The organism is Bradyrhizobium sp. NBAIM03 (assembly GCF_020194055.1).
In the GTDB taxonomy this organism is placed as follows: Bacteria; Pseudomonadota; Alphaproteobacteria; order Rhizobiales; family Xanthobacteraceae; genus Bradyrhizobium; species Bradyrhizobium yuanmingense.
On record NZ_JADYVS010000002.1, the window covers coordinates 367,441 to 390,901 of the forward strand.

General features: G+C 62.3%; 24 protein-coding genes. 14 read left to right on the top strand and 10 right to left on the bottom strand.

Features of this window, described 5'->3' with window-relative positions:
• The first annotated feature begins 15 nt into the window (after positions 1 to 15).
• Together I6F21_RS04490 and I6F21_RS04495 are read left to right on the top strand one after the other, a co-directional pair.
• Positions 16 to 219, top strand: a complete 204-nt coding sequence (locus I6F21_RS04490) for a hypothetical protein (RefSeq protein ID WP_025035973.1) — start codon at positions 16 to 18, stop codon at positions 217 to 219.
• 171 nt (positions 220 to 390) lie between these two features.
• Positions 391 to 642, top strand: a complete 252-nt coding sequence (locus tag I6F21_RS04495) for a hypothetical protein (RefSeq protein WP_225140320.1) — start codon at positions 391 to 393, stop codon at positions 640 to 642.
• Here I6F21_RS04495 and I6F21_RS04500 read toward each other — a convergent pair.
• Positions 639 to 1,199 carry an Ada metal-binding domain-containing protein gene (locus tag I6F21_RS04500; RefSeq protein WP_074447944.1) on the bottom strand — a complete coding sequence of 187 codons (561 nt, stop codon included), beginning with the start codon at positions 1,197 to 1,199 and terminating at the stop codon, positions 639 to 641. The two genes, I6F21_RS04495 and I6F21_RS04500, sit on opposite strands and share 4 nt — an antisense overlap.
• A gap of 129 nt (positions 1,200 to 1,328) precedes the next feature.
• On the opposite strand from I6F21_RS04500, the gene I6F21_RS04505 reads away from it, so the two are divergent.
• Both I6F21_RS04505 and I6F21_RS04510 read left to right on the top strand, forming a co-directional pair.
• A complete protein-coding gene (locus I6F21_RS04505) occupies positions 1,329 to 1,745 on the top strand; it encodes a nuclear transport factor 2 family protein (RefSeq protein ID WP_225140321.1) in 417 nt (138 codons plus the stop codon).
• An 85-nt stretch (positions 1,746 to 1,830) separates the two neighbouring features.
• Positions 1,831 to 2,745: a DMT family transporter gene (locus I6F21_RS04510; protein ID WP_225140322.1), complete on the top strand. Its 915-nt coding sequence runs from the start codon at positions 1,831 to 1,833 to the stop codon at positions 2,743 to 2,745.
• Positions 2,746 to 2,751: 6 nt separating this feature from the next.
• On the opposite strand, the gene I6F21_RS04515 is transcribed toward I6F21_RS04510, so the two are convergent.
• Positions 2,752 to 3,102 (bottom strand): zinc ribbon domain-containing protein YjdM, encoded by a 351-nt coding sequence (locus tag I6F21_RS04515; RefSeq protein ID WP_225140323.1) that lies wholly within the window; start codon positions 3,100 to 3,102, stop codon positions 2,752 to 2,754.
• A 227-nt stretch (positions 3,103 to 3,329) separates the two neighbouring features.
• On the opposite strand from I6F21_RS04515, the gene I6F21_RS04520 reads away from it, so the two are divergent.
• The 7 genes from I6F21_RS04520 (at position 3,330) to I6F21_RS04550 (ending at position 8,216) form a co-directional block, all read left to right on the top strand.
• Positions 3,330 to 3,782 (top strand): pyridoxamine 5'-phosphate oxidase family protein, encoded by a 453-nt coding sequence (locus I6F21_RS04520; RefSeq protein ID WP_225140324.1) that lies wholly within the window; start codon positions 3,330 to 3,332, stop codon positions 3,780 to 3,782.
• Between the two features lie 93 nt (positions 3,783 to 3,875).
• Entirely contained in the window at positions 3,876 to 4,235 is a 360-nt protein-coding gene (locus I6F21_RS04525) for a cytochrome c (RefSeq protein ID WP_225140325.1), read from the top strand.
• A gap of 236 nt (positions 4,236 to 4,471) precedes the next feature.
• Positions 4,472 to 4,876, top strand: coding sequence for a VOC family protein (locus tag I6F21_RS04530; protein WP_057029035.1), 405 nt, complete (start codon positions 4,472 to 4,474; stop codon positions 4,874 to 4,876).
• 96 nt (positions 4,877 to 4,972) lie between these two features.
• Positions 4,973 to 5,620 carry a cell envelope biogenesis protein TolA gene (locus I6F21_RS04535; RefSeq protein ID WP_225140326.1) on the top strand — a complete coding sequence of 216 codons (648 nt, stop codon included), beginning with the start codon at positions 4,973 to 4,975 and terminating at the stop codon, positions 5,618 to 5,620.
• Positions 5,621 to 5,880: 260 nt separating this feature from the next.
• Entirely contained in the window at positions 5,881 to 6,162 is a 282-nt protein-coding gene (locus tag I6F21_RS04540) for a hypothetical protein (protein ID WP_225140327.1), read from the top strand.
• Between the two features lie 221 nt (positions 6,163 to 6,383).
• Positions 6,384 to 7,424 carry an acyl-CoA desaturase gene (locus I6F21_RS04545; protein ID WP_225140328.1) on the top strand — a complete coding sequence of 347 codons (1,041 nt, stop codon included), beginning with the start codon at positions 6,384 to 6,386 and terminating at the stop codon, positions 7,422 to 7,424.
• Positions 7,425 to 7,712: 288 nt separating this feature from the next.
• A complete protein-coding gene (locus I6F21_RS04550) occupies positions 7,713 to 8,216 on the top strand; it encodes a hypothetical protein (RefSeq protein WP_036000202.1) in 504 nt (167 codons plus the stop codon).
• 179 nt (positions 8,217 to 8,395) lie between these two features.
• On the opposite strand, the gene I6F21_RS04555 is transcribed toward I6F21_RS04550, so the two are convergent.
• Positions 8,396 to 9,394, bottom strand: coding sequence for a hypothetical protein (locus I6F21_RS04555; protein ID WP_225140329.1), 999 nt, complete (start codon positions 9,392 to 9,394; stop codon positions 8,396 to 8,398).
• A gap of 314 nt (positions 9,395 to 9,708) precedes the next feature.
• Here I6F21_RS04555 and I6F21_RS04560 point away from each other — a divergent pair, with 314 nt between their 5' ends.
• On the top strand, positions 9,709 to 10,008 hold the full coding sequence (locus tag I6F21_RS04560; RefSeq protein WP_128261897.1) for a hypothetical protein: 300 nt from the start codon (positions 9,709 to 9,711) through the stop codon (positions 10,006 to 10,008).
• 188 nt (positions 10,009 to 10,196) lie between these two features.
• On the opposite strand, the gene I6F21_RS04565 is transcribed toward I6F21_RS04560, so the two are convergent.
• Positions 10,197 to 10,865 (bottom strand): phasin family protein, encoded by a 669-nt coding sequence (locus I6F21_RS04565; RefSeq protein WP_225140330.1) that lies wholly within the window; start codon positions 10,863 to 10,865, stop codon positions 10,197 to 10,199.
• Positions 10,866 to 11,053: 188 nt separating this feature from the next.
• On the opposite strand from I6F21_RS04565, the gene I6F21_RS04570 reads away from it, so the two are divergent.
• Positions 11,054 to 11,320: a DUF2312 domain-containing protein gene (locus tag I6F21_RS04570; RefSeq protein WP_025575662.1), complete on the top strand. Its 267-nt coding sequence runs from the start codon at positions 11,054 to 11,056 to the stop codon at positions 11,318 to 11,320.
• A gap of 218 nt (positions 11,321 to 11,538) precedes the next feature.
• Here the strand turns inward: I6F21_RS04570 and I6F21_RS04575 are convergent, their stop codons facing one another.
• From I6F21_RS04575 to I6F21_RS04590, 4 genes are all read right to left on the bottom strand, one after another.
• Positions 11,539 to 12,054: a ParB N-terminal domain-containing protein gene (locus tag I6F21_RS04575; protein WP_225140364.1), complete on the bottom strand. Its 516-nt coding sequence runs from the start codon at positions 12,052 to 12,054 to the stop codon at positions 11,539 to 11,541.
• A 269-nt stretch (positions 12,055 to 12,323) separates the two neighbouring features.
• The gene (locus I6F21_RS04580) at positions 12,324 to 13,901 is read right to left on the bottom strand and encodes a CHAT domain-containing protein (RefSeq protein WP_225140331.1); all 1,578 of its coding nucleotides are present in this window, start codon (positions 13,899 to 13,901) and stop codon (positions 12,324 to 12,326) included.
• A 176-nt stretch (positions 13,902 to 14,077) separates the two neighbouring features.
• Positions 14,078 to 14,983, bottom strand: coding sequence for a toll/interleukin-1 receptor domain-containing protein (locus I6F21_RS04585; protein ID WP_225140332.1), 906 nt, complete (start codon positions 14,981 to 14,983; stop codon positions 14,078 to 14,080).
• 219 nt (positions 14,984 to 15,202) lie between these two features.
• Positions 15,203 to 18,973 carry a vitamin B12-dependent ribonucleotide reductase gene (locus I6F21_RS04590; protein WP_225140333.1) on the bottom strand — a complete coding sequence of 1,257 codons (3,771 nt, stop codon included), beginning with the start codon at positions 18,971 to 18,973 and terminating at the stop codon, positions 15,203 to 15,205.
• Positions 18,974 to 19,741: 768 nt separating this feature from the next.
• Between I6F21_RS04590 and I6F21_RS04595 the strand changes: the two genes are divergently transcribed.
• On the top strand, positions 19,742 to 20,641 hold the full coding sequence (locus I6F21_RS04595; protein WP_109143925.1) for a DMT family transporter: 900 nt from the start codon (positions 19,742 to 19,744) through the stop codon (positions 20,639 to 20,641).
• 19 nt (positions 20,642 to 20,660) lie between these two features.
• On the opposite strand, the gene I6F21_RS04600 is transcribed toward I6F21_RS04595, so the two are convergent.
• Together I6F21_RS04600 and I6F21_RS04605 are read right to left on the bottom strand one after the other, a co-directional pair.
• On the bottom strand, positions 20,661 to 22,460 hold the full coding sequence (locus tag I6F21_RS04600; protein WP_225140334.1) for an adenylate/guanylate cyclase domain-containing protein: 1,800 nt from the start codon (positions 22,458 to 22,460) through the stop codon (positions 20,661 to 20,663).
• Positions 22,461 to 22,468: 8 nt separating this feature from the next.
• Complete coding sequence (locus tag I6F21_RS04605; RefSeq protein WP_036022868.1) at positions 22,469 to 23,440, bottom strand: ABC transporter substrate-binding protein; 972 nt, start codon at positions 23,438 to 23,440, stop codon at positions 22,469 to 22,471.
• Positions 23,441 to 23,461: the final 21 nt, after the last annotated feature.

Here is a 23,461-nt window from a genome sequence, read left to right on the forward strand (position 1 = left end):
TGCGTTGGAGGCGCCATGACGCATCCCTCGCTTCGTCCCATGGACGCCTTCGACCCCACCGAGCCCGCCATCCTGCACGATCGTCTCTCCGACACGATCATCACCTGGACCGCCGACCAGGCCGAGGACTACCGCCGCGCCAGCCGGCCCGGCGCGGATGGAACCGTGGCCTGGAAGACCTATCTCTTCGACGGCTGGGGCAACGTGCTTGGTGGCTGAGCGGCTCCTCTGGAGGCGCCGCGTCGCAGCCGGCGTGATTCGCCCAAATCCCTGGACGCATTAGGCATATCGTCATGCACCGCATGCGATGTTGCAATGCAGCGGTGTATGTCGCGCTGCAGCAAAATGTGCCTAAATAGGCTCCGACTCTCAAACCTCGGAGCATCACCAATGAACAAGAAGACCTTGTCGATCGCCGCCTTCCTGACGATCGCGGGCGGTACCGCGGCTTTCGCCGCCGAGCTGCCGACCTATGAGGCCAACGGTTTCCCGGTTTCCCCGCTGCAGGTGCGCGTGCTCGGTGCCGCACATGTCGAGCAGCAGGTCGCAGTGCCAAGCGCAATCGCCTCGGTCCACCAGGCGAAGGTGCTCAGCCCGCGCAAGGTGAAGACCGCGGACGTGATCACAGGCGCGGGCCGCTAAGCTCGCCGCGCGCGCAGGCTTGACGGCGAGCGGCCGTAGAGTTCGGCGAAGGCGGCGTTGAACCTGCGCAGGCTGCCGAACCCGGCTTGGAATGCGATAGCGGTCATGCTGTCATCGCCGGCATCGAGCAGGCGCTTGGCGCGCTGGACGCGCAGTGTCTTGGCGAGCTGCTGCGGCGTAGCGCCGACATGGCGCTCGAACAGGCGCGCCAGGTGACGCGACGAGATGCCGAGCCGCGTCGCGAGATCGACCACCGAGCCTTCATCCAGCGCGCCGTCATCGATGAGCCTCATGGCCCGGGCCACCGTGGAGCGCGTGCCGTTCCAGGCCGGGCAGAAAGGAGCGGTCTCGGGACGGCAGCGCAGGCAGGGCCGGAAGCCGGCGGCCTCGGCAGCCGCAGCCGTCGGATAATAGACCACATTGCGCGCCAGCGGTTGCTTGGCCGGACAGACCGGCCGGCAATAGATGCCCGTGGTCTTCACCGCCGTGAAGAAGCGGCCGTCATAGCGGGGATCGCGGCGCAGGCGCGCGGCGTTGCAGACATCAAAGCTCAGCATGATCGCATGGTAGCGCATGAGGTCGGCGGCGGAAGGGCTGCCGGATGACCGAGTCCGATTGCGGCGAGCCGCGGCTCGCACCGCGGCCTAGAAGGCGGTTCTCATCGCAACACGGCCGGAGACCCCATCGTGACCAGCCCGAGAGACGTCGTACTGAACGCCTGGAAGACCTTTTCGTCACGCGATCCCGAGCGCATCGCGGCACTCTTCACCGAAGACGCCGAATGGATCGCGCCGAAGGGAAATGCCACCGCCGTCGCGCTCGATCATACCGATCACATGGTGGGAGCGCACCAGATCGCCCGCTTCATCGCCAAGGAAATGCACAGGCTGTTTTCGAGCATCGATATCACGTTCCGCGGCGTCTATGTCGAAGGCGATGTCGTGATCGTGGAGGAGCGGATGCGCGCCACGCTGCCCGGCGGCAAGCCGTACGAGAACGAGTATTGCTTCGTGTTCGAGGTGGTGGGCGACCGGATCAGGCAAGTGCGGGAATACATGGATACGCGCAAGGGATGGCGGATGGTCTTCGATGAGGGGCTGTAACACGCGTAGTCGGCATCGCCCTCGCGTGACAGCCCTGCAGCCGCGTGGGTTGAGCGGCTCAGCGCGCCGACATATCGAGTGATTCATGGATCAGCGGACGAGCGGCGCCGACGCTCAGAAGAAGGATACCGCGCCGGCACTGCTCGGCGTGGTCTGCGGCCTTGCCGCAGCGCTGTTCTGGGCGCTCGGCTTTGCCGCCACGCGGCACGGCCTCAAGGCCGGCTTCACGCCGGTCGATCTGCTGGTGCATCGCTATGTCTGGTCGGGGATCGCATTCCTGCCCCTGGTGTTGCGCGCCGGACTCTCCGATCTCTGCGGCATCGGCTGGGGCAGGGGGCTCGTGCTGATGGTGCTCGGTGGTCCCGTGATGTCGCTGATCTCGTACATCGGCTTCCTGTTCGTCCCGCTCGGCCATGGCAGTGTGATCCAGCCCTCTTGCGCCACGCTCGGCGGCCTCCTGCTCGCGGCGGTCGTGCTGAAGGAGCGGATCTCCGCCTCGCGCCTGACTGGCGCGCTCGTCATCGTCGGAGGCCTCGGCGTGATCGGTGCGGAATCAATCGGCCACATCGGTGCCGACGGCATTCAGGGCGATCTCATCTTCGTGCTCGCCGGATTCATGTTCGCCGGCTTCGGCGCGATGCTGCGTCGATGGCGCGTCTCGGCCGTGTCGGCTGCGCTCGTGATCAACGTGCTGTCGCTGCTGCTGGTGCCGGTCTACGTCGCCACGGTGGGCCTCGCCCACATTGCGTCGATCGGCATGACCGAGAACGCGATCCAGGCGCTGGCGCAGGGCGTGCTTGCCGGCCCCGCCGCGCTCTATCTCTACGCCGTCTCGGTCCAGCGTCTCGGCGTCGCCCGCGCCGCGGTGTTTCCGGCCTGCGTGCCCGCGCTGACGCTGCTCACGGGCTGGTTGCTGCTTGGCGAGCCGCCCACGATGCTGCAGATGGCAGGCCTCGTGACGGTGCTGAGCGGGTTCTACCTGGCGCAGCGGCAAAGCTAGCGGACCTCACGCCTTCTTCACGAACTCCGACTTCAGATTCATCGCGCCGATGCCGTCGATCTTGCAGGCGATGTTGTGGCCGTCGCTGGCGTCCTGCAGGCGGATGTTGCGCACCTTGGTGCCGCCCTTGACGACCGAGGACGAGCCCTTGATCTTGAGATCCTTGATCACGATGACGCTGTCGCCGTCGGCGAGCAAATTGCCGTTGGCATCGCGCACGCCCGTATCCTGCGCCGTGTCCGCGGCCGCGTCCGCCGCGCCGCTCCATTCATGGCCGCATTCCGGGCAGACCCAGAGATCGCGGTCCTGATAGGCGTGTTCGGAATTGCAGGTCGGGCATTTCATCGTGTCGGTCATGACGGGTCTTGTCTCGCGCGTTCGTTCGCGGCGCGACCGTAGAGGCGCGAACCGGGAAAGCAAGCAAAAGCTGCGCACGGCGCGGGCCGAGCGTGACCTACGGGTGCGATATAACGGACCGGTGCCTGCCGGCGACTTCAACGTCGCCGGCGCGCGTTTGAGCTGCATCAACGGCACTGCGCGCGGGGGGCGTATCGTGTCTTCAGGAATGACCGCCGGAGGCAGCGATGGACGACACACTCAGACGAAAAATCCAGACCTTGCTGGACCAGCACCGCACGATGCGGATCGCGACGCTTCGCGCCGATGGCTGGCCGCAAGTGACGACTGTCGGCTATGCCAACGAAGGTTTCACCATCTACTTCCTCTGCGGCCCCGACAGCCAGAAGGCGCAGAACATCTCGCGGGACGAGCGCGTGTCGCTGGCGATCGACGACGATCCGGCGCAAGTGATGGAGATCACCGGCCTGTCCATGGCGGCGCGGGCGGTGGCCGTGACCGATCCAGCCGAGGCCGAGAAGGCGATCGCGCTTTTGATGGCGCGCTATCCCGAGCAGAAGGCCATCGGCCTCCCCATGCCGAAGCCATCCGAGGTGCGGCTGATCCGTCTCACACCGACGGTGATCTCGCTGCTCGATTATTCCAAGGGATTCGGCCACACCGATCTCGTCACGTGCTGAGGACGCGAGCTGCGAGCTGGCTTGACGCAGATCAAGCTGGCGTCGTGGTGCACATCTAAGCTGCTCCACGATTCAATGCCGTGAGGTCGAGCGATGTCGCACAATGTTCGAATCTCCATCGGCATCGCCGTCCTGATCGCGCTGTCGGTGCTGTTCCTGTTCAGCCTCGTCCACACTGCTGCCGGGGCGCCGAGGCCCGGCTCGCGCGCGGTCGCCGCAGGTCATCGCCTGGCGCAGGCGTGGTGCCAGTCGTGTCACGCGATCGAGCCGCACATGGCCGGCTTCTTCGAGGAGGCACCGAGCTTCCAATCCATCGCCGACCGCAACGGCACCACCGCGCTCTCGCTCAAGGTGTTCTGGCGGACCAGTCACCAGACCATGCCGAATCTCGTGATCTCGCCGGAGCAGGCCGAGGTGCTATCGGCCTATATCCTTAGCCTGAAGCGCAATTGAGGGCCGACTCAAGCAAGTGTTGCGAAAACAACCCCATGCACAGTAGCCATCCCCATGGAATTGCTCGGGGTTTTCCTGACTTCGGCAAAATCGAACAAGAGTTGACCCGTCGGGCAAAACAATGGCATGATGACATCGTGGGACGCGGTCGGGGGCGTCAGGTGCGGCACCATCCCGGATTACGCTTGCGCTCCATCCGGGCTACGCTCGCTTCGCAACTTGCGACGAGTTCCCTCATGAGCTTTCTCCTCAACATCGACGTTCCCGACGTGGCGAAAGCCACGACGTTCTACACCGAAGCCTTTGGCCTCTCGGTCGGCCGCCGCTTCGGCGCCGACTTCGTCGAGCTCAACGGCTGGCCCGCGCCGGTGTATCTGTTGACCAAGCAGGCCGGCACCATCGGCGCCGGCGGCGACCGCCGCCGCTATGAGCGGCACTGGACGCCGATGCATATCGACGTCGTCGTCGACGATGTCGACGCCGCCGTCGCGCGTGCGCTCGCTGCCGGGGCGATCCTGGAAGTGCCGGCGAGCGATGCGCCCTATGGGCGGATCGCGATGCTGGCCGATCCGTTCGGGCACGGTTTTTGTCTGTTGGCGTTCAGCGCGCAAGGGTATGACGCGTTGCTGGAAGGTGCGTAGCCTAATCCGGGCCGAGCGTGCTGAGCCACCCGGATTGCGCTTTGCTCCATCCGGGCTACGATCGCCTGCGGAAGGCTGCGCCGACATCGGAGCGACATGCCAAAGAAGCTGAAGACCTACCAGACCTCGCTCGGCTTCTACGATCAGGCGATCGCCGCGCCCTCGATGAAGGCGGCGCTTGCTGCCTGGGGCGCCAGCTCCAATCTGTTCCATCAGGGAGTCGCCAGGGAGACCGACGACCCTGATGTCGTCGCTGCAACCATGGCGAAGCCGGGCGTGGTGCTGAGGCGTCCGGTGGGTTCGAACGGCCCGTACACCGAGAGCGCTGAGCTGCCGACAGATCTCGGCGAGGACGAGGCCAAGCCCAAGCGCAAGTCCAAGAGCAAGGCCAAGAGCAAGCCGACGTCGAAGACGCGTCCCGCCAGGACGGCCCGGAATGCATCCCGCGAGATCGATGCTGCGGCCGCGCGCAAGGCCGCTGCAGCTTTCGAGAAGGAGGAGCGGCGGCGCGAGGCAGCGCGTGCCAAGGAGGAGGCCGCTCGCGCCAAGGAGCGTGCGCGGCGCGACAAGGCGGTTGCCGCGGCGGAAGCCGCACTCGACAAGGCAAGACGCGAGCACGAAGCGAAGGCCGGGGCGATCGAAGCCGAGCGGGCCGCGCTCGAGGCGCGTGCCGAGGCCGAGCAGGAGCGCTGGGACAAGCAGAGGCACAAGCTGGATCAGGCCCTGCGCCGCGCGCGTGAGTGAGCGGCAGGTGCCGACGTCCGGGACTTCTGCTGCTCATCCAGACCACTCTTGCGTCATACTCGCCGTCATTGCGAGCGGAGCGAAGCAATCCAGGCTCCCTCCGCGGAAGGACTCTGGATTGCTTCGTCGCAAGTGCTCCTCGCAATGACGGGGAGAGGTCGGAGCGCCAAAGCGCACAGCGCTTATGTCCGCACCTCGCGCGAAATTTGCTTGCCTCGGCTGGCATCCTTTTGCACTCTTTAAGCGAAGGAGACTAACGCATGACCAAGATGACTGCCGCCTGCGCGCTCGGAACCGCCCTGGTTCTGAGTAGCCTTGCAATCTCGGACGCCGAAGCCCGGACGCGGAGAGCCGTCGTCGTTCGCGCGCCGCAAGAGCGGCTCGTCATCACGGCGCCGGTGCTGAGGCCGACGCCTTGGGATTACAACATCGTGCCACGCTATCGTTACCGCCCCGAGCACGACCGGGTCGATCCCTACGGACCGCCCTTGGTGCCGTCCTATGTGCGCTATGAGGGATGGCGCTGGCCGTATTGGTGGTGAAGGCCGACGGACGCCAAACTGATCGGCGCATGAGGGTGGGTGAGCTGAGCAGAGGCACGACGTGCACCTGCTCGTCATGATCACCACTCTCTATCGGCAGAGAAGCGAAAGGGGCGGGGCTGCGCCGCCCGTGCTCCTACGGCCGCTCCGGTCCTTGCCTCTGATAACCAGTGGTTGTACGCTGCACTGCAGAAAAGTGTAGTGTAAATGGATCGGCTGAAATGAGCGTGGTTGAGAGCGTGGCATCCGAGCAGCTTGCGGAGCCGAAGATGCCGCCGGGCGTGCTGACCGAAGGTCCGGTGGTCGAGGCCAAGTTTCGCGATTCCTACATCTCGTTCGCCATCATGGTCGGCGGCTCGGTCGCGGCGCTGGTCTGGGCCTTCTGGCAAGGCATCGGCTGGGTCGAGGTTTCGGTGTTCGCCGGCACGTTCATCATGTCCACGATCGGCATCGGCTTCATGCATCGCTACTTCGTGCACCGCAGCTTCCGCTGCGGTCCGGTGATGCGGACGATCTTCGCCGCGCTCGCGACCATGGCGGTGCAGGGCTCGATCCTGAAATGGGTGAGCAACCATCGGCGGCACCATCTGCACTCCGACCGGCCCGGCGACGTGCACAGCCCCTATTACGACGGCGGCGGCCATCCCTATACCAGTTTCGCCAAGGGCATGACGCATGCGCAAGGCGGCTGGGTGTGGGACCGCGAGACCACCGATGCCAGCTACTACGCCAAGGACATCCTGGCCGACCCGATCGCGATGTTCTTCACCAGGACGCGCTGGTACTGGTATGCGCTCTCGGCGCTGATCATTCCGGGCGCCATCGGCTATGCCTTCGGCGGCGCGCGCACGATGATCGGCTGCATCCTGTTCGCCGGCCTGTTCCGCAGCTACCTCATGACCATGGCGACCTCGCTAGTGAACTCGGTCTGCCACAGCGACGGCCGCTGGGGCTACCGTCGCTTCGAGACCCATGACGGCACCACTAACGAGCTGGTGACCACGCTGCTCACCTTTGGCGAAGGGCTGCACAACAACCATCACCGCTTTCCGCGCGACGCCTACATCTCGCACGCCTGGTACGAGGTGGACATCAACGGGTTGATCATCCTGGGGCTGGGGAAGCTCGGGCTGGTGCATGATATTTTCGCGGCGGGCGGTGCCGGCCGCCAACGTGCGGCGGATGCAGAGCCGGGCGAGCCTGCGCCAGCCGCCGTCGGGAATGCCTTCGAGGGCGACGACCTTCGCGCCCCCGGAACATAATCGTGCCCGCCAATGGCGGGCGCGATGCGGATTTCCGCTGCGCAGGCGGTTCGCCGGACGTTGAGGTTGACGACAGTGCCGGTCGAACTCGTTGTCAGGTTCGCGCGTTCGAACAGGTGCACGGAAAAATTGAAGTTTGATGGCTCGCCGTCTCTGCGTGCAGAGTTGGCGATTGGGTAAAAGTGGCAAAGTGGAGACTGTCAAGAATACATAGAGGTAGAACGGCATTTATCCCCGTAATAAACCCAATGCTGCTTGGGGTTCTGGGCGCGTATTGGGAGGACAGTCATGGCAAGTGTCGAACAATTGCACAGACGGGACGGAGTGAACTTGGTCCAACTCGAAGCGGACATCACTTCGATCCGGTCGGGAAACTCCATTACTTCAATTAATCTGCCTGATTACGTCGAGCACACCGCGGGGGTGTCCCGGGTCGGTGCGCTCAGTGCAGAAGCGGTCATTCGCGACTATGAGTCCGCTGCAAAAGAGATCGAGGCCATGGGCACCGAGTTGATCGACGCTGCGCAAAAATGCGAGGCGCTGACGGCCCAGGTTCATGATGCGATCGCCTTCATGCGAGAAACGGCGGCAGGCTACCGAGAAGAGGGACGGAAGATCTTCAAACGTATCGAAGAATGCGCGCTGTTCACCGAAGACGTTCGCAAGACCTGCGAACAGGTCAAACGCAGAATGGCTGAAGTCTCGGTCGGCCCTTCCGATGAGGAGCTTGCGCCGCAAGAGCCCGAGCTGACGGGGATCGCGGCCAAGGTGACGATGAGCGAGATACGCTGAGGGGAGCGTAGGGTGGGTTAGCTGCGCGACTGCGCAAGGCGCAGCTCGCGCAGCGTAACCCACCACGTCTGCCTCCGCTGAAATCAAAGTGGCGGGTTACGCCAGCGGACAGCGCTTCGCGCCGTTGCAGGCTAACCCACCCTAAGGCTCTTCAAATCGCGCGCCTTCGCGAAACGGGCTCACCAATCCGGATCGCCGTAATAATAAGGGTCGGCCATATAGCGCGGCGGCATCCAGGGGCCTCGCGGCGGCGGCCTCGGCCGCCGTGGCGCGGCGTCTGGTAGGTGCGCCCGGGCACGCGCAGCCGTGTCGTTGTTGACCACGCTGCGCGCGACGGGCTTCGCAGGTGCAGAGGCGGATGGCGCCGATGACGCGCTCAGTTGCGTTTGCAACGCCTGGACCTGCGCGGCGAGGCGCGCATTGTCCGCCGCGTCCTTCTCCTGCGCGGCCTTGAGCTGTTCGATGGTGGCGGCCTGGTCGCGCAGGGTCTGCTCGCTGCGGCTCTTCAACTGCTCGAGCTTGCCGTTGATGTTCGCAAGCTCGCTCGTGATGGCCTTGAGCGATTGCGCGAGCTCGGACGATGACGGCTCGGCCGCCGTGGCGGCAGGCTTCGGAGCGCTTTCGGTGTCCTTGGGCCCCGGCGGCGCCGGCACTGGGGTCGGCTCATCCGCGGCCGCCAGCAGCACCGTCGCCGGCTGCTCCGGATTTTCCGCGGCGGTCGCTTGCGGGGGTGCGCTCGCGGGTGGAGCCCATCGCGCCATGATGGACTTGCCGATCGATGTCGCCTCGTCGCTGTATTGCGATGCGACGGCGGCACCGAGAAGGCCGATCGCCATCACGAGAATGGCCAGAGCGCGCATCATGGCCCTGTCTCCCCTCAGGCCCTGATCGCGAGGCTTGGTGTTTAGAACCCTGGCATCCGGCGTCGGCGCCTTGTTTGCGGAGGTGGCGGCTGCCGTCGCGGCGGCGCTTGCGTGCGAGGTCCGCGGGGCTTCGCTGCTCCGTTCCATTCCGGAAACAAGGCGGTCTAGCCGCGCCAGGTCTTCCTCTGCGCTCTTGATCCTGTCGTAGGCCCGCGCCAGCCCACCGTCGGCGCGCGCCTCGTCCGGCTTGGCGGTTTCAGGCTTGGCTGCATCAAGCTTGTCGGTATCGGGTTTGGGGTCGTTCGTGTCAGGCATCGATGCGCTCTCCATCCGGTCGGGCGTCAATGGGAGGCAGTCCGATCAAGGATAGGTCTCGCTGCTATCAGACACAACGCGTGTGCAAAGGAGAAATTATGACGGGCGAGGGAGCGGGCGGCGTGAGCGCGTAGGATGGGTTGTCGCCGCGACTGCGCAAAGTGCATTTCGTAGGGTAACCGAGCGGATCGAAGCTCATCAACGAATGACGATCCCAGGGGCGTCCAGCCCCGCGGCGCCATGAACGTTCGCTGAGGGGAACGGGCGCTAGTCCATTCCGTTTCCTTCGAGGGGGCTTGTTCGAGGAGGACAACATGAAAGCAATGATCATCGCGCTTTCGGCTGCCGTTGTCATGGCTACCGCACCAGCCGTATTTGCTCAGGGTGTATCGAGCAAGACGCCAGGTCATGAGATGCAGCAAATGGGCAAGAAGGGCGAGCCGGGCGCTTCCAGCTACGCTCCGGGACACAAGAAGAAGCAGCACGCGAAGTCCTCGAAGAGAACCAGCCCCGGCGCGTCGAGCTACGCTCCAGGACGAACTACAGGGCAAACCACAGGTCAAACCACAGGCGCGGGCACCGGGTCGACCACCGGCACGAAGTCAGGGTACTGAACTCCAGGCGGTCCTCAGGCGCGTAGGGTGAGTTAGCTCCGCGACGGCGCAAAGCGCAGGTCGAGTAGCACAACCCACCTCTTTGATCTCGGCGGCGGAGAGGTGGTGGGTTACGCCGGCGGACCGCGCTTCGCGCAACCGCCAGCTAACCCACCTTGCGTCCCGCGGCGCCGCAATGTGCACCGTCGTTAGTGACGTATCGCGCGGATTTCGAGCGTGGTCTGGGTGAGCCTGGCCACGAACCCCTCAAGATGCATGACCCTTTCTCTGGTCAATTGTTCTTGCAGCTCGGCGATCTTCTGGGATTCGGCGACAAACGAGTCGCACGCCTCTTTCGCGTACGCCATCTGAAGCTCAAAGGCCTCGACGGGTGAGCGCGCCGTCGCGAGCTTTCCAAGGAAGTTCCAGGCTTGCTCAAGCGAGATCCTGATGTAGTCGCTATAGGCGTCGGCAATCGCTTGCGTGCTGGCCTGGAAGGGTTCGACCGGTGCGACGGGCGGGCTTGCAGCTAGCTCCATCCCGGAAGCCTCGTCCGGCAAGGCCGCAGCCGAAGGTATCTCCGCACTGATCGGTCGGCTCGGCTCTTGCTCGGTCCCTTGCTCGATCTTTTGCTCGGTCTCTTGCCTGTTCTGCGCCGAGGCATCCGGCAATTGATGCGCTGCACTTGCGCGTTGCTCGCCGGCCCCGGTCCGATGTCCTGATTTCTTCTTGCCGCCGCGCCGGCCGGATTTTCCCCTTGGCTTGTTGTCCACCGCACTCAACATTGCAAATGGCTCCTGAATATCGATGAAGCCGCGAGCCTCCGTCGCGTTTGCGCTGAAATCGCGATTGTGGGCTGTCGCTTGCGTGGCGGCCATGTGGTGAGATTTTGCCGCTGCATCGTCGAGGCATACGGCAAGACGTCGCCGATCCAGATAGCCGCGGGGTGGCCGCCTGTGTCGCCGCCTTAGAAGGCCGCCATACGGCATCGGGTGCGGCAACTCGGTTAACACATTGGTCATTTCTTTGCGGGCATTTTCACGACCTCAGTCAGCAAAGAGGCACCATGTCCGATATCACCATTCCCGGCGGCAAGATCCGTTCCTTCGTCGAGCGGATCGAGAACCTCGACAGCGAGATGCAGGAGTTGAGCGAACAGAAGAAGGAAGTCTTCGCGGAAGCCAAGGGCGAGGGTTTTGACGTGAAGATCCTCAAGGAGATCATCAAGCTGCGCAAGGAAGACAAGAACGAACGCGACGAACGCGAAAGCCTGCTCGACCTCTACATGCGCGCGATGGAGACGGCCTCGCCGGAGCAGGCGAAAGCGGCGTGAGACGGACAGGTTGATCGGTGAGGAGAGATGGCTGCGATCGTAAGGATTGCGGCCGTCATGCGGTGGAAGCCACGAAGAGGTGGAACGCAGCAGAACTCACCGTCATTCCGGGGCGCGCGAAGCGCGAGCCCGGAATCCATTGTGCCACGCGTCGTGCCGCCCGATGGATTCCGGGCTCGCGCCCAAGCGGGCGCGCCCCGGAATGACGGTGTCGGCAATCAATAGCGGCCGCCGCTGCCCTTTTGCTGCGTGATCCAGTCCGACAATGATTTCGGTTTCGATTTCACAATCCGGCCCGGTGATGCCTTCGGATTGTCGCGGACACCTTTCGCCGAATTGCTGCGCGGTGCGTGCGTGGCGCTGACGCTTCTCAACGCCGCCATCGATGCCTCCGCCGCTTCCTTCTCGAGGCGCAACTGCTTCAATCGCGCCATCTTGATGCGCTCGGCCTCGACTTCGGGTCGTTCGGCGAGCTGCGGCTTGTGTTGAGCAAGCTCGGCTGTAACAAGGACTCCGAGAATGGTCGTCTCGCCGAGCGCCTTGCAGGCCTCTAACCGATGCAGTCCCTCGACCAGAACGAGGCGGTCTCCGTCGCGCTGAACGGAAATCGGGGCCTGTTGTCCGATCTCCAGAATACTCTCCGCGATCTCAGCGACGGTCTCGGGCTTGACGGCTTTCCTCTGCTTGGTGGAAACGAAGATCTTCTCGATCGGGAAGCTTTCCGGTTTGGGCATAAATTTAACTCCGCTGCTACCGGGCCCGTCGGAACCCATGCCGGTGAGGGGGAGTTTAGGAGGGAAGGGGACGATCGCAAAGGCAATTCGCCGGTGAGCGTTGATGAGCATAGAAGCCGGGAACCAACCTGCGATTATGGCAGCAAGATTAGACCGACAGTGCACCAGATTGACTCCGTCTACCAAACGGGAGCCGCAGCCAGAGAGATATGGCGGGGCGTCGATAGCGAATGAACTCAGCGCTCTGTCATCGAAGTTCTGACTCAAGGCTACGACGTTAAGATACGTACATAGTCAGCCCGATGAGATGCCAACGTCATAGCTGATACGCCTTCGTCATAGGCATCTCGAATCGACTTTCCAGCGCCGACTGCATCGTAAAAGCCCTTGGAAAACTGAAGTGCAGCCGGTTCGGAAATCTTCTTATCCATCCCTATTGTCCAATCAGCGATCGAAGCAACCATACCCTTCACGGTCTCACACCCGTTTAGAATCACACATCGTACGGAAGGATGTCGTTTGATTAGGTCTGCGACGGCCGAAATAGGAACCTCCACCGCCTTGTTCTCGCTATCTGCGAAAACGAGCGCCTTCCTGTTTGCATGCCCCGAGAAATGAACAATGTCGTAGCTGTTTTCGAGAAGACTCCGGCGGAGATCGTCAGTCGTAGCGCTTGGAAGCAACTCTAGTGTGATCTTTCCTCCGTGTGGCGATAGCTTCAGTGCTTCCTTGATAGCTCGCTGCTCCGCATCAAGATTAAGGCGAGCGCCAGTACCTTCCGGGTCGCAACTCACAAAAAGAACGCGTACGGGAGCATCGGCATTAAGTGCGCCAACCAGATCGCCTGCGATACCCGAAGAAGACTTAATGTCATTGCGGAATTGCTCATCGAGCTCCTTCCAGATTAACTGGATCTCGTTGAGGAGCCCTTTAACGTCGAGCGGAGAAGCGCGTACTCCAGCAGGCTTTTCGGAACTTTGAATTCTGAGCGCTTCGGCCCGCAAGTTGCCAGCCACCTCTGGCTTTGCCTGTTCGACCGCCGCCGCAATTTTCAAACAGATCATGACCAGAGCATGGTTGGCACCGCCACGATCAAATGGCAGCTTGTTGCTAAGTCCTAAGTAGCCCCCGACACTTTCAAGGGCCAGGTGTGCGGCAGCTTCTCCGTCAGAGGTGAACTGCTCGGTGTTTGTAATAAAGAGCGTCTCCTCTTGGCGGATCGTCAATTCTTTGGCCAGTCGCCCCACCGTAGCCTGAGGAATTGCCGGGCAGGTGCAAACGCGAGACCCGCACTGGGTACATAAGCCTGGATAGCGTGCTACAAATTCATTCCCAAAGGAAAAAGATCGTCCTTCTTGCGCCTCCCGTATACTGTGCTCATTGGCAAGGCCCATGATGTAAGAAAAAATATCGGCGGCTTCTCCCAAAAAATAACGAGGATGTACATCGAAGACTCGAATCGCTTCGGCTAACTCTCCGAGTTCCTCCAAAAGCCCGAGGCTGCTCCGACCACCATCTCCGACCTGACGTGGATATATCTTGTTGAACATCAATTGCCACCCGTCGAGTTCTTTAGGCCTATCGGGCCATGCTCGATCGAAGTGCCCGACTACATCGTCGTGATTTACAGTGGCGGCCGTCCCTTTGACTTGCTTGCAGATCAAGTCCTCATGAGGCGCTTTGCGACAATAAGGACAAACACCAGGAAATTTACGAAACACAAGCGCCTCAACGCTTCGTATCCTCAGTTTGGCGAGGAGAGGGAAATACCAACCCAATGATTTGCAGAGTGCATCAACGAAGTCGAAATTTTCCTGCTTCTTTTTCCGATCGTAAGTCGTCAACATTCCGCAGACTTCCACGAAATGCGCAAACGTAGCCTCTCTGGATCGCATCGAGCTACGATCACTATAAATGTGGGAAGTCATCCAATAGAGCTGATCCAATCCAAGATTTGATGCCATTATGTTTGCCGACTCCAGCCTTCTAGCGATGCAATGAACATTTTGAGATCGCTGGCGCACTAAGGTTGCCTGTCGATGTTGGAAGCGCCAGAGCCGAAGGCTTGTACGATAGATTGTGGCGTGGCGGTTCCTGTCAAAACGGCTTGTAGTTCTTTGACATAGGTGGAAAAGCGCTCGATCATTTCACGCGCCTGGCGCCGTTCCTTTGGATCGAGAACATGCAGATAGCCATGTAGTTCGTACTCTAGTTTCCCCCATCGTCCGCATAGCGCTAGCACCAAGTCCCGTTCTCTATGCACAAGCCTCAGTGCGGTGCCGTCGGGTTCGTGTGTTAATCGAAGAAGTAGAGCCAATATTTCTTCTCCAACCAATCCCGCGGGGTTCGACAGTAGACGGCTCTGTTGGCGCCCAAGGAGAAGTAGTTCCTCAAGGATGCGATCATGCTCAAGCTGTTTTTGCTCGTGTCGAGGTGGAGTGCTGCGCAGCTTCTGGAGCTTCGGCTGAATGGCACTGTCTAGTTTGAACCAGACTGAATCAAAGACTGTGGAAAGGTGCTTTTCTTCCCTGGCGTTCGAACCGGTGGCCCCGTTCATCGATTTTACAACTCGAAAGATGTCGTCTTTTTCGTATAGCGCTGCCTGAAACATTGAAAGTGGTTGTTGTACGTCAGAGTGCTTCAAGCCGAAAAGTATTGGCACTAATCGGCCTTCTTCAACTGATTTGGCAATCGCGCCTGCCTCGAAATGAAGCCATGTAGATTCGATGTTCTCGGGGGTGAGAATGACGATCCCGAATGCGCTCTGTTCGAGTTCTCTTCGAATTGTGGCTGACCAATGTGCTCCCTTGTCAGTGTCTTCCTCAGACATAAAAGGATCAATCGTCTGATTGACGAGTGGCAGCCACTCTCGAAACTCCTGAGCAATCTGGCGACTTATGTCCTGAGACCAGCTTATGAACAGCTTCATGGTGTTGTGACCGATGCAGAGAGGCTTGTGGCAATTTCCTTTGGTGCATCCCAGTCCATGGCGTCTCCCGAGCTCCCTTACAACCGTAATTTATGAAATAGTATCTCTGCAGTTTCAACGTGTAAAAGCCATTAGGCAAAAAAGCAAAAGGGCGGCCTTTCGGCCGCCCTTCGCATATGCTCGGGCAAGCCCGCGCCTAGCAATTTAGCTCTTACCCCCTCACGAACACCCCGTCGTGCTTCCGCACGTATCGCACTTCATGCACGTCCCATTCCGTACCAGCGTGAAGTTGCCGCACTCCGAGCACATCTCGCCTTCGTAGCCCTTCGCCTTCGCCTCCGCGCGACGCTCGGCCTTGGTAGGCGCTGCGGTCGCGGCGGTGCCGGCCTTGCTCCATTGCAGTTGCTCGAGCTTCTCCGTCGGCGACAGATCGTGCTGGGCTTCCTGCTTCAGGGCGACGGCGCCTTCGATGGCGTCGCCGACGCGGGCGCTAACGCCGTGGGCGGCCAGCGCCGTGACCCGGCTGCCGCCTGACGGCGCGCTGTCGTTGCCTTGGCTGACCGCGGCCGAGCCGCCGCGCATCACCACGAGGTTGTCCGTGCGCGAGCGGGTGAGGCCGCGCGAGACCAGCTTGGTCGCGTGCTGGCCGCCGTCCTCGTCCGGCTCCTTGCCTTCCTCGACGCCCTTGCCGAGGGCGTCAAAGCCCGTCTCGTTGGGATCGACGTGGGCGAGGTCGAAGCGGGACAGGTAGCTCACCGCGAGCTCGCGGAACACGTAGTCGAGGATCGAGGTCGCGTACTTGATGCTGTCGTTGCCCTGCACGGGGCCCGCCGGCTCGAAGCGGGTGAAGGTGAAGGCGTCGACATATTCGTCGAGCGGCACGCCGTATTGCAGGCCGAGCGACACCGCGATGGCGAAGTTGTTGATGAAGGAGCGCAGCGCCGCGCCTTCCTTGTGCATGTCGATGAAGATCTCGCCGAGACGGCCGTCATCGTACTCGCCGGTACGGAGATAGACCTTATGTCCGCCGACGACCGCCTTCTGGGTGTACCCCTTGCGGCGATCGGGCATCTTCTCGCGCTCGCGCATCACGACGATGCGCTCGACCAGCTTCTCGACGACCTTTTCGGCCACATGGGTGGCACGCGCCGCCATCGGCTTCTCGTGCAGCAACTCGACCGCATCGTCCTCATCCTCGTCGTCGCTGATGAGCTGCGAGTTGAGCGGCTGGGAGAGCTTGGAGCCGTCGCGATAGAGCGCGTTGGCCTTCAAGGCGAGCTTCCACGACAGCATGTAGGCGGACTTGCAGTCCTCCACCGTGGCGTCGTTCGGCATGTTGATGGTCTTGGAGATCGCGCCCGAGATGAAGGGCTGCGCCGCCGCCATCATGCGGATGTGGCTCTCGACCGACAGATAACGCTTGCCGATCTTGCCGCAGGGGTTGGCGCAGTCGAACACCGGATAGTGCTCGGCCTTGAGGTGCGGGGCACCTTCCACGGTCATCGCGCCGCAGATGTGGACGTTGGCGGCCTCGATCTCGCGCTTGGTGAAGCCGACGGCCTGGAGCAGGTCGAAGCCGGGAGCTGCGATCGCCTCGGCGCCGATGCCGAGCTGGTCGCGGATGAAGTCCTCGCCAAAGGTCCACTTGTTGAAGGCGAACTTGATGTCGAAGGCGGTCGGCAGGGCCTTCTCGACCTTGGCGATGGCTTCATCCGTAAAACCCTTGGCCTTCAGCGTGCTGACGTTGATGCCGGGGGCGTTCGCCAGCGAGCCGTGGCCGACGGCGTAGGCCTCGATCTCGGCGATCTCGCTCTCGCGATAGCCGAGCGCGCGCAGCGCGGCCGGCACGGCGCGGTTGATGATCTTGAAGTAGCCGCCGCCGGCGAGCTTCTTGAACTTGACCAGCGCGAAGTCGGGCTCGATGCCGGTAGTGTCGCAATCCATGACAAGGCCGATCGTGCCGGTCGGCGCGATCACCGTGGTCTGGGCATTGCGATAGCCGTGCTTCTCGCCGAGCTCGAGCGCCGCATCCCAGGCTGCCTGGGCATGGCCGACGAGGTCGGCTTGCGGGCAGGAGACGAGGTCGAGCGGCACCGGGTTGACGCTGAGCGCCTCATAGCCGTTGGACTGGCCATGCGCCGCGCGGCGGTGGTTGCGGATCACGCGCAGCATGTGCGCGGCGTTCTTCTTGTAGCCGGGGAAGGTGCCCAGTTCAGCAGCGATTTCCGCGGAGGTCTTGTAGGTGATGCCGGTCATGACCGCGGTGAGGGCGCCGCAGAGCGCGCGGCCTTCCTTGCTGTCATAGGGCAGGCCCATGGTCATCAGCAGGCCGCCGATATTGGCGTAGCCGAGGCCGAGCGTGCGGAACTCATAGGAGAGCTCGGCGATCGCCTTCGACGGGAACTGCGCCATCATGACGGAGATTTCCAGCACGATGGTCCAGAGCCGGCAGAGATGCTCGTAGCCCTCGACGTCGAAGCGCTTGGTGTCGGTGTTGTAGAACGTCAGCAGGTTCGCCGAGGCGAGGTTGCACGCCGTGTCGTCCAGGAACATGTATTCCGAGCACGGATTGGACGCGCGGATGTCGCCGGACGCCTTGCAGGTGTGCCAGTCGTTCATCGTGGTGTTGAAGTGCAGGCCCGGATCGGCCGAGGCCCAGGCGGCGTAGCCGATCTTCTCCCAGAGGTCGCGCGCCTTCAGCGTCTTCGTCACCTTCTTCGAGGTGCGGGCGTTCAGATTCCAGTCGCCGTCGGTCTCGACCGCGCGCAGGAAGTCGTCCTTCAGCGAGACCGAGTTGTTGGAGTTCTGGCCCGAAACGGTGAGATAGGCTTCGCTATCCCAGTCGGTGTCGTAGGTGTCGAACTGGATGTCCTTGTAGCCTTGCTTGGCGAACTGGATGACGCGCTTGATGTAATTGTCGGGCACGAGGCTGCGGCGCGCGAGCTTGATCTCGCGGCGGAGCGCCGGGTTCTTCTCGGGGTCGAAGCAATCGTCGCCCGAGCCTTCGCAGTTGACGCAGGCCTTCAGCACGGCCTTCAAGTGCTTCTGGTTGATCTTCGAGCCCGTGACGAGGGCGGCGACCTTTTGCTCCTCCTTCACCTTCCAGTCGATATAGGTCTCGATGTCGGGGTGATCGACGTCGACGACGACCATCTTGGCGGCGCGGCGCGTGGTGCCGCCCGACTTGATCGCGCCGGCGGCGCGGTCGCCGATCTTGAGGAAGCTCATCAGGCCGGAGGAGCGGCCGCCGCCGGAGAGCTTTTCGCCTTCGCCGCGCAGGCGCGAGAAGTTGGAGCCGGTGCCGGAGCCGTACTTGAACAGGCGGGCTTCGCGGACCCAGAGGTCCATGATGCCGCCCTCGTTGACGAGGTCGTCGCCCACGCCCTGGATGAAGCAGGCATGCGGCTGCGGATGCTCGTACGCCGACTTGGACTTGGTCAGCTTGCCCGTGAAGGGGTCGACGTAATAATGGCCCTGGCCGGGGCCGTCGATGCCATAGGCCCAGTGCAGGCCGGTGTTGAACCATTGCGGCGAGTTCGGCGCGACCATCTGCATGGCGAGCATGTAGCGGAGCTCGTCATAGAAGGCCTGGGCGTCGTCGTCGCTGGTGAAATAGCCGCCCTTCCAGCCCCAATAGGTCCAGCAGCCGGCGAGGCGGTCGAACACCTGCTTGGCCGAGAGCTCGCTGACATAGCGCTCCTTCTCGGGCAGCGCATTGAGGGCGTCGGTGTCGGGCACGGAGCGCCACAGGAAGGAGGGGACCGATTCCTCCTCGACCTTCTTCAGGCGCGCGGCAACGCCGGCTTTGCGGAAATATTTCTGGGCCAGCACGTCGGAGGCGACCTGCGACCACTCGGTCGGCACCTCGACATTGTCGAGCTTGAACACGACCGAGCCGTCGGGATTGCGAATCTCCGACGTGGTCAGGCGGAATTCGATACCCGCATAAGGTGACTGTCCCGAAGTGGTGTGGCGCCGCTCAATCCGCATGGTCTTGCCCCGTCCTTTTCTTTGACCGGTCCCGCCCCTCGTTGAGGGCGTGCCGGGTCGTCATTGCATTCGCGGCGCCTTCGGCCGTTCGGCCTTGGAGCACCGCAGTTCAGCCGGTGGATCCGGCCCTGTTTTTTCCCGGCGCGAGCTCGATGCGTCGCATCGATCATCCCGCCGGCATGTCCACGCCCATCCGCCCCCAAGGGGATGTGCGCGACATGCGTTCAACGCCCCACAACGTCACTTCGTCATCGATGCCATCCGAGCCTGTTGCCGGCCCGTTCTGGCGCCCCGAAGAGCCTCTCATTCCGAGGGCAGACAAGCCCTCATCCGCAGCCTTTGGCCGGCTGGCGGAGCTAAAATTTGCGAGACCCTTTGGGGGAGTGCCGGCGGGACGCAAACTCACTCGCGCCGAACGGACCGAAAGCTAGGACTCTCCGTTGCGCCCGTCAAGAACTAGTGCGAGTTCCTGAATCAAATACTAAATATGGTGGATTGCGGGGGATAACAGGGGTCTTCGCCGCGCCTGTCGTGGACCCAAGTATCAGTGAGTCCTCAGGGATTCCCAACTGAAAAAATTTGCATGCCGTGATGACGCGGGGCCTTCATCCCGCTGTTCACAGGGCAGGTATATTTTTGAGCAATGGGATTGCGTCAGCAGGACTCACGTAGCCCTACGGACGGTGAGGGCAGGCATGCCCGCCAAAGCGGTGGTGGGACGCGCGAATCCGGGCCAAGCTGGCCGCCAGATTTGCCGGACTAGCCGACATGCTTGATTCGACGACGCCGGGCGTGCGGCCGCGCATCGCCCCGGCCGGCCTGATGTTCCTTGCGATCACCTCGATCGGCTGGGGCTTCAACTGGCCGGTGACGAAATTCCTACTTGCCGAGCTGCCGCCTCTGACACTGCGCGGGGTCACCGGCGTGCTCGGCGCGCTGCTGCTGGCGCTGCTTGCGGTGATCCGGCGGCAAAGCCTGTACGTGGAGGGCGCGATCTGGCCGCGCCTGCTCACCGCGGCCGCGCTCAACGTCACCGGCTGGATGGTGCTGATGGGCCTTGCGCTGCTCTGGCTGCCGGCGAGCGAGGCGGCGCTGATCGCCTATACGATGCCGGTCTGGGCCTCGATCATCGCCTGGCCGGTCCTCGGGGAGCGGCCGACGGTCTTGCGTACGCTCGCCCTGGTGCTGGCGTTCGCGGGGCTTGCCTCGATCATGGGCGGCAACGGAATCGCCGCCAGCGCTTCGAAGCTGCCGGGCATCATCATGGTGCTGGTCGGCGCGTTCGGCTTTGCCCTCGGCACCGTGCTCTCGAAGAAGTACCCGATTCACCTGCCGCCGCTCGCGGCGGCAGCCTGGCAGATCGGGATCGGCTGCCTGCCGATCTCGATCGTCGGCCTCCTGATCGAGACGACGCATTTGTCGCATGTGACGCCGCTCGGCTGGTGGCTGCTGGTCTATTCGGTCGTCGGGCAGTTCTGCATCGCCTATGTCAGCTGGTTCGCAGCACTGGCGCGCCTGCCGGCCTCGGTCGCCGCGATCGGCACCATGGCGGTGCCGGTGATCGGCGTCGTGGCCTCGGCGGTCGCGCTTGGCGAGCCGCTCGGGGCAGGGCAGATCGCGGGGCTGGTGTTTACGCTGGCCGCGGTGGTGCTGGCGACACGGGGGTAGCCGTCCGGAGGTCGGGGTATCAGTGGTCCTGAGGTTCTTTCTCTCGCCGGCGTTGTGCCGGGCCCGGCGGTTTCAACGGCAGGTCAGCAGGTGCGACGGCAAAGACCTCGAGAGCCTGGTCGTAGCCTTTGATGGTCCGCTGTCCGAGCGATGCCATCGGGACGCTATCCCTTACCCTTTCAGCGATCGTGGGATCAGCCAGGATCTGCGCGTCCTTTGCGAGATTACAGAGCCGCGACGCCAAATTCACCACGGCTCCCATCGCCGTGTAATCCAGCCGGCCGTTGTAACCGACCGTTCCTACCGTTGCCGGTCCCATGGCAACGCCCACACCAAAGCCGATCGCGTGGCCGGCGTCACACCATTTGCCGGCAAGGGACTGAACCGTCATTTGCAGGTCGATCGCGAGGCGGACCGCTTGAGTTGCCGGCTGTTCGCATGCGATCGGGGCATTGACCAGCAGCATGACTCCGTCGCCATCAAAGCCGATGAGCGTTGCCTCGTGACGAGTCGTCACGGCGCCGACGGCCTCGTAGTACTCTCGCATGACGGCCATGATGACATCGGGTTCATTGCGAGTGGAGAACGCCGTGAAGCCGCGCAAGTCGCCAAAAATGACAGCCACTTCACGGCGCTGCCCTTCGAGCAGTTCGTGAGAATGTTCGACCAATTCGGCGACCTGTGATGGCAGGAACTGCTTCAGCCGTTCGATCCGCGCAGATTTCTGCTGCGAGATCGCCAGTTCAGAAGCCATTTCATTGAAACGCAACGCCAGCTGCTGCAACTCGTCACCGCTGAAGATTTTGATGCGATGCTCGAATTGTCCGGTTCTAATCCGCTCCACGCCCTCTTCCAGTTGCTTGATCGGACCGGACATTCTGTGCGCGCGCCAATAGGCGAGCGCCAGTGCGACAAGAACACCAAAGGCAATGAGAATTGACGAGCGCCACAAGGCCGCCCGAATTGATGCAAAGGCTTCCGCGGTTGGCTGCATCGCGATCACCGTCCATCCCACATCGGCGGCCTGAACGGATAGCGCCACCACCGGGTTGCCTCGCTCCCCGGTTATCACCGCCGCTCCGCTCGCCGCGCCAACGAGATGCTTGATCCGGCCAAAACTGCCGGAGCTGGCGCGGCCGCGCAGAACCCGGCTGATATCGGGATGTGCGATCAGATGACCGGAATCATCGACGACAATGGCGTAGCCGGTCTCGCCGATTCTAATGGCTGCGATGACATCCCAGATCAGCTTCAGATTGACCTCGGCGATCGCAACCCCTGCGGCCGGCAGGCTCCCGGCAACCGCGATCCTCATATAGGGCTCTGAATCTTGCTGGTACTGAACCGGTCCGTACCAGACTTTGTTGCCGCGTGCGCCCAGAACAGCGGGATCCGCGGACATATCGATGCCGCGCCCGGTCCTGTTCAGAAGCAGCCTGGAAACAAAGACCCGTTCGGTGCCGGTCTCATCCAGAAGCGAAACCGAAGCGATTGCAGGCACCTGCTGGAGGAGACGCAAGGCATCGATCTTATGTTGCGCATCGTCTCCGGCAGACCAGGGAAGCTGCACCATCCAACCCAGCTGATCTCGCATGCCATCGGTGAACGCCTCGATCCTGTCGGACGCCGCGCGAGCATCGGCCTGCAGCACCGCGCTGATCTGGCGACGCTGGTCTCGGTAACCGAAAGAAGCCTCGACGGCCGCGCCGAGTATCAGAGGCACGACCGCAGCGACAAACAACGTCGCGAAGTACTTGCAGAACAGCGAGCGACGCGGAGGCATCGTACACGAAGAGGGCTGCGCAGCACCGTCCTTCATAGCTACTCTCAGGAGATCACCTTGCTGGCGCGAAACAGGATCGACGACACATCCAGCTTGATACCCAGAAGCCTGGCTGTCTTCATATTGATTGCCAGTTCAAACTTCTCGGGACGCATCACCGGAAGATCTGACGGATATTCACCGCGCAGGATGCGATCGGCATAAGTGGCAAGCCGAAAATAGGTCGTGCGCTGGTTTGCGCCGTAACTCAAGAGACCTCCAGCGTCACAATATTCAGACCAGCCAAACATCGAAGGCAGCCGGTGCGCGATTGCAAGCTCCGCAATCTTCGCACGATGCACCAGCGTCACAGCATCGGGAAACACGAGGAGAGCATCCGCGTCCACCTTGCCGGCAGCCATCAACCCATTCTCGATTTCGCGCGCGCCGCAGAACGGAACGTAGGCTGCCTCTATCCCAAGGTTTCGGCACGACTCCAACGTCGCACGCCATTCCAGCGGCTCTCCCGGATGATCCGTATTCGAGAAGACCGCCAGCTTTCGCAGCTTTGGATAAATGTCCTTGAGCAGCTCAACGCGCTTTCCTGCCAGCTCGAGCGACAGGAATGTGCTGCCGGTGAAATTGGTGCCGGGGTGAGCAAGGCTCTTCACCACACCCAAAGCGACGGGGTCGCCGCTCAATGCAAACAGCACTGGGATGTCGGTGATTGCAGTCATGCCGCGTGTCGCCGGACCGCTCGAGACCACAAGGTCGACATCCCCTCGCTGCAACTCGGAGACGATCTTGCGCAGTGCCTGCGGATTTCCAGGGGCATAATGCGTCTCGAAGGTTACGGTCTTGCCTTCGACATATCCCAGGGCGCGCATTCCATCGCGAAAGCCGTCCAGGAAGGGATCCGGTTCGGACTCAGTCGAGACCCAGAAGATTCGATGCAGCTTGGCTCCGCCCTGCGCCCGTGCGATCGCAGGCCAGGCCAACCCCCCACCAATCAAAAAGATGAACTCTCGTCTTTTCATGCGAGCACCTATCGAAGCTGG

Excerpts from the sequence above, each read along its gene's own strand:
- I6F21_RS04490 (WP_025035973.1), top strand. The coding sequence starts at position 16 with ATGACGCATCCCTCGCTTCGTCCCATGGACGCCTTCGACCCCACCGAG.
- I6F21_RS04495 (WP_225140320.1), top strand. The coding sequence starts at position 391 with ATGAACAAGAAGACCTTGTCGATCGCCGCCTTCCTGACGATCGCGGGC.
- I6F21_RS04500 (WP_074447944.1), bottom strand. The coding sequence starts at position 1,199 with ATGCTGAGCTTTGATGTCTGCAACGCCGCGCGCCTGCGCCGCGATCCC.
- I6F21_RS04510 (WP_225140322.1), top strand. The coding sequence starts at position 1,831 with ATGGATCAGCGGACGAGCGGCGCCGACGCTCAGAAGAAGGATACCGCG.
- I6F21_RS04515 (WP_225140323.1), bottom strand. The coding sequence starts at position 3,102 with ATGACCGACACGATGAAATGCCCGACCTGCAATTCCGAACACGCCTAT.
- I6F21_RS04520 (WP_225140324.1), top strand. The coding sequence starts at position 3,330 with ATGGACGACACACTCAGACGAAAAATCCAGACCTTGCTGGACCAGCAC.
- I6F21_RS04525 (WP_225140325.1), top strand. The coding sequence starts at position 3,876 with ATGTCGCACAATGTTCGAATCTCCATCGGCATCGCCGTCCTGATCGCG.
- I6F21_RS04530 (WP_057029035.1), top strand. The coding sequence starts at position 4,472 with ATGAGCTTTCTCCTCAACATCGACGTTCCCGACGTGGCGAAAGCCACG.
- I6F21_RS04535 (WP_225140326.1), top strand. The coding sequence starts at position 4,973 with ATGCCAAAGAAGCTGAAGACCTACCAGACCTCGCTCGGCTTCTACGAT.
- I6F21_RS04540 (WP_225140327.1), top strand. The coding sequence starts at position 5,881 with ATGACCAAGATGACTGCCGCCTGCGCGCTCGGAACCGCCCTGGTTCTG.
- I6F21_RS04545 (WP_225140328.1), top strand. The coding sequence starts at position 6,384 with ATGAGCGTGGTTGAGAGCGTGGCATCCGAGCAGCTTGCGGAGCCGAAG.
- I6F21_RS04550 (WP_036000202.1), top strand. The coding sequence starts at position 7,713 with ATGGCAAGTGTCGAACAATTGCACAGACGGGACGGAGTGAACTTGGTC.
- I6F21_RS04555 (WP_225140329.1), bottom strand. The coding sequence starts at position 9,394 with ATGCCTGACACGAACGACCCCAAACCCGATACCGACAAGCTTGATGCA.
- I6F21_RS04560 (WP_128261897.1), top strand. The coding sequence starts at position 9,709 with ATGAAAGCAATGATCATCGCGCTTTCGGCTGCCGTTGTCATGGCTACC.
- I6F21_RS04565 (WP_225140330.1), bottom strand. The coding sequence starts at position 10,865 with ATGGCCGCCACGCAAGCGACAGCCCACAATCGCGATTTCAGCGCAAAC.
- I6F21_RS04570 (WP_025575662.1), top strand. The coding sequence starts at position 11,054 with ATGTCCGATATCACCATTCCCGGCGGCAAGATCCGTTCCTTCGTCGAG.
- I6F21_RS04575 (WP_225140364.1), bottom strand. The coding sequence starts at position 12,054 with ATGCCCAAACCGGAAAGCTTCCCGATCGAGAAGATCTTCGTTTCCACC.
- I6F21_RS04580 (WP_225140331.1), bottom strand. The coding sequence starts at position 13,901 with ATGTTGACGACTTACGATCGGAAAAAGAAGCAGGAAAATTTCGACTTC.
- I6F21_RS04585 (WP_225140332.1), bottom strand. The coding sequence starts at position 14,983 with ATGAAGCTGTTCATAAGCTGGTCTCAGGACATAAGTCGCCAGATTGCT.
- I6F21_RS04590 (WP_225140333.1), bottom strand. The coding sequence starts at position 18,973 with ATGCGGATTGAGCGGCGCCACACCACTTCGGGACAGTCACCTTATGCG.
- I6F21_RS04595 (WP_109143925.1), top strand. The coding sequence starts at position 19,742 with ATGCTTGATTCGACGACGCCGGGCGTGCGGCCGCGCATCGCCCCGGCC.
- I6F21_RS04600 (WP_225140334.1), bottom strand. The coding sequence starts at position 22,460 with ATGAAGGACGGTGCTGCGCAGCCCTCTTCGTGTACGATGCCTCCGCGT.
- I6F21_RS04605 (WP_036022868.1), bottom strand. The coding sequence starts at position 23,440 with ATGAAAAGACGAGAGTTCATCTTTTTGATTGGTGGGGGGTTGGCCTGG.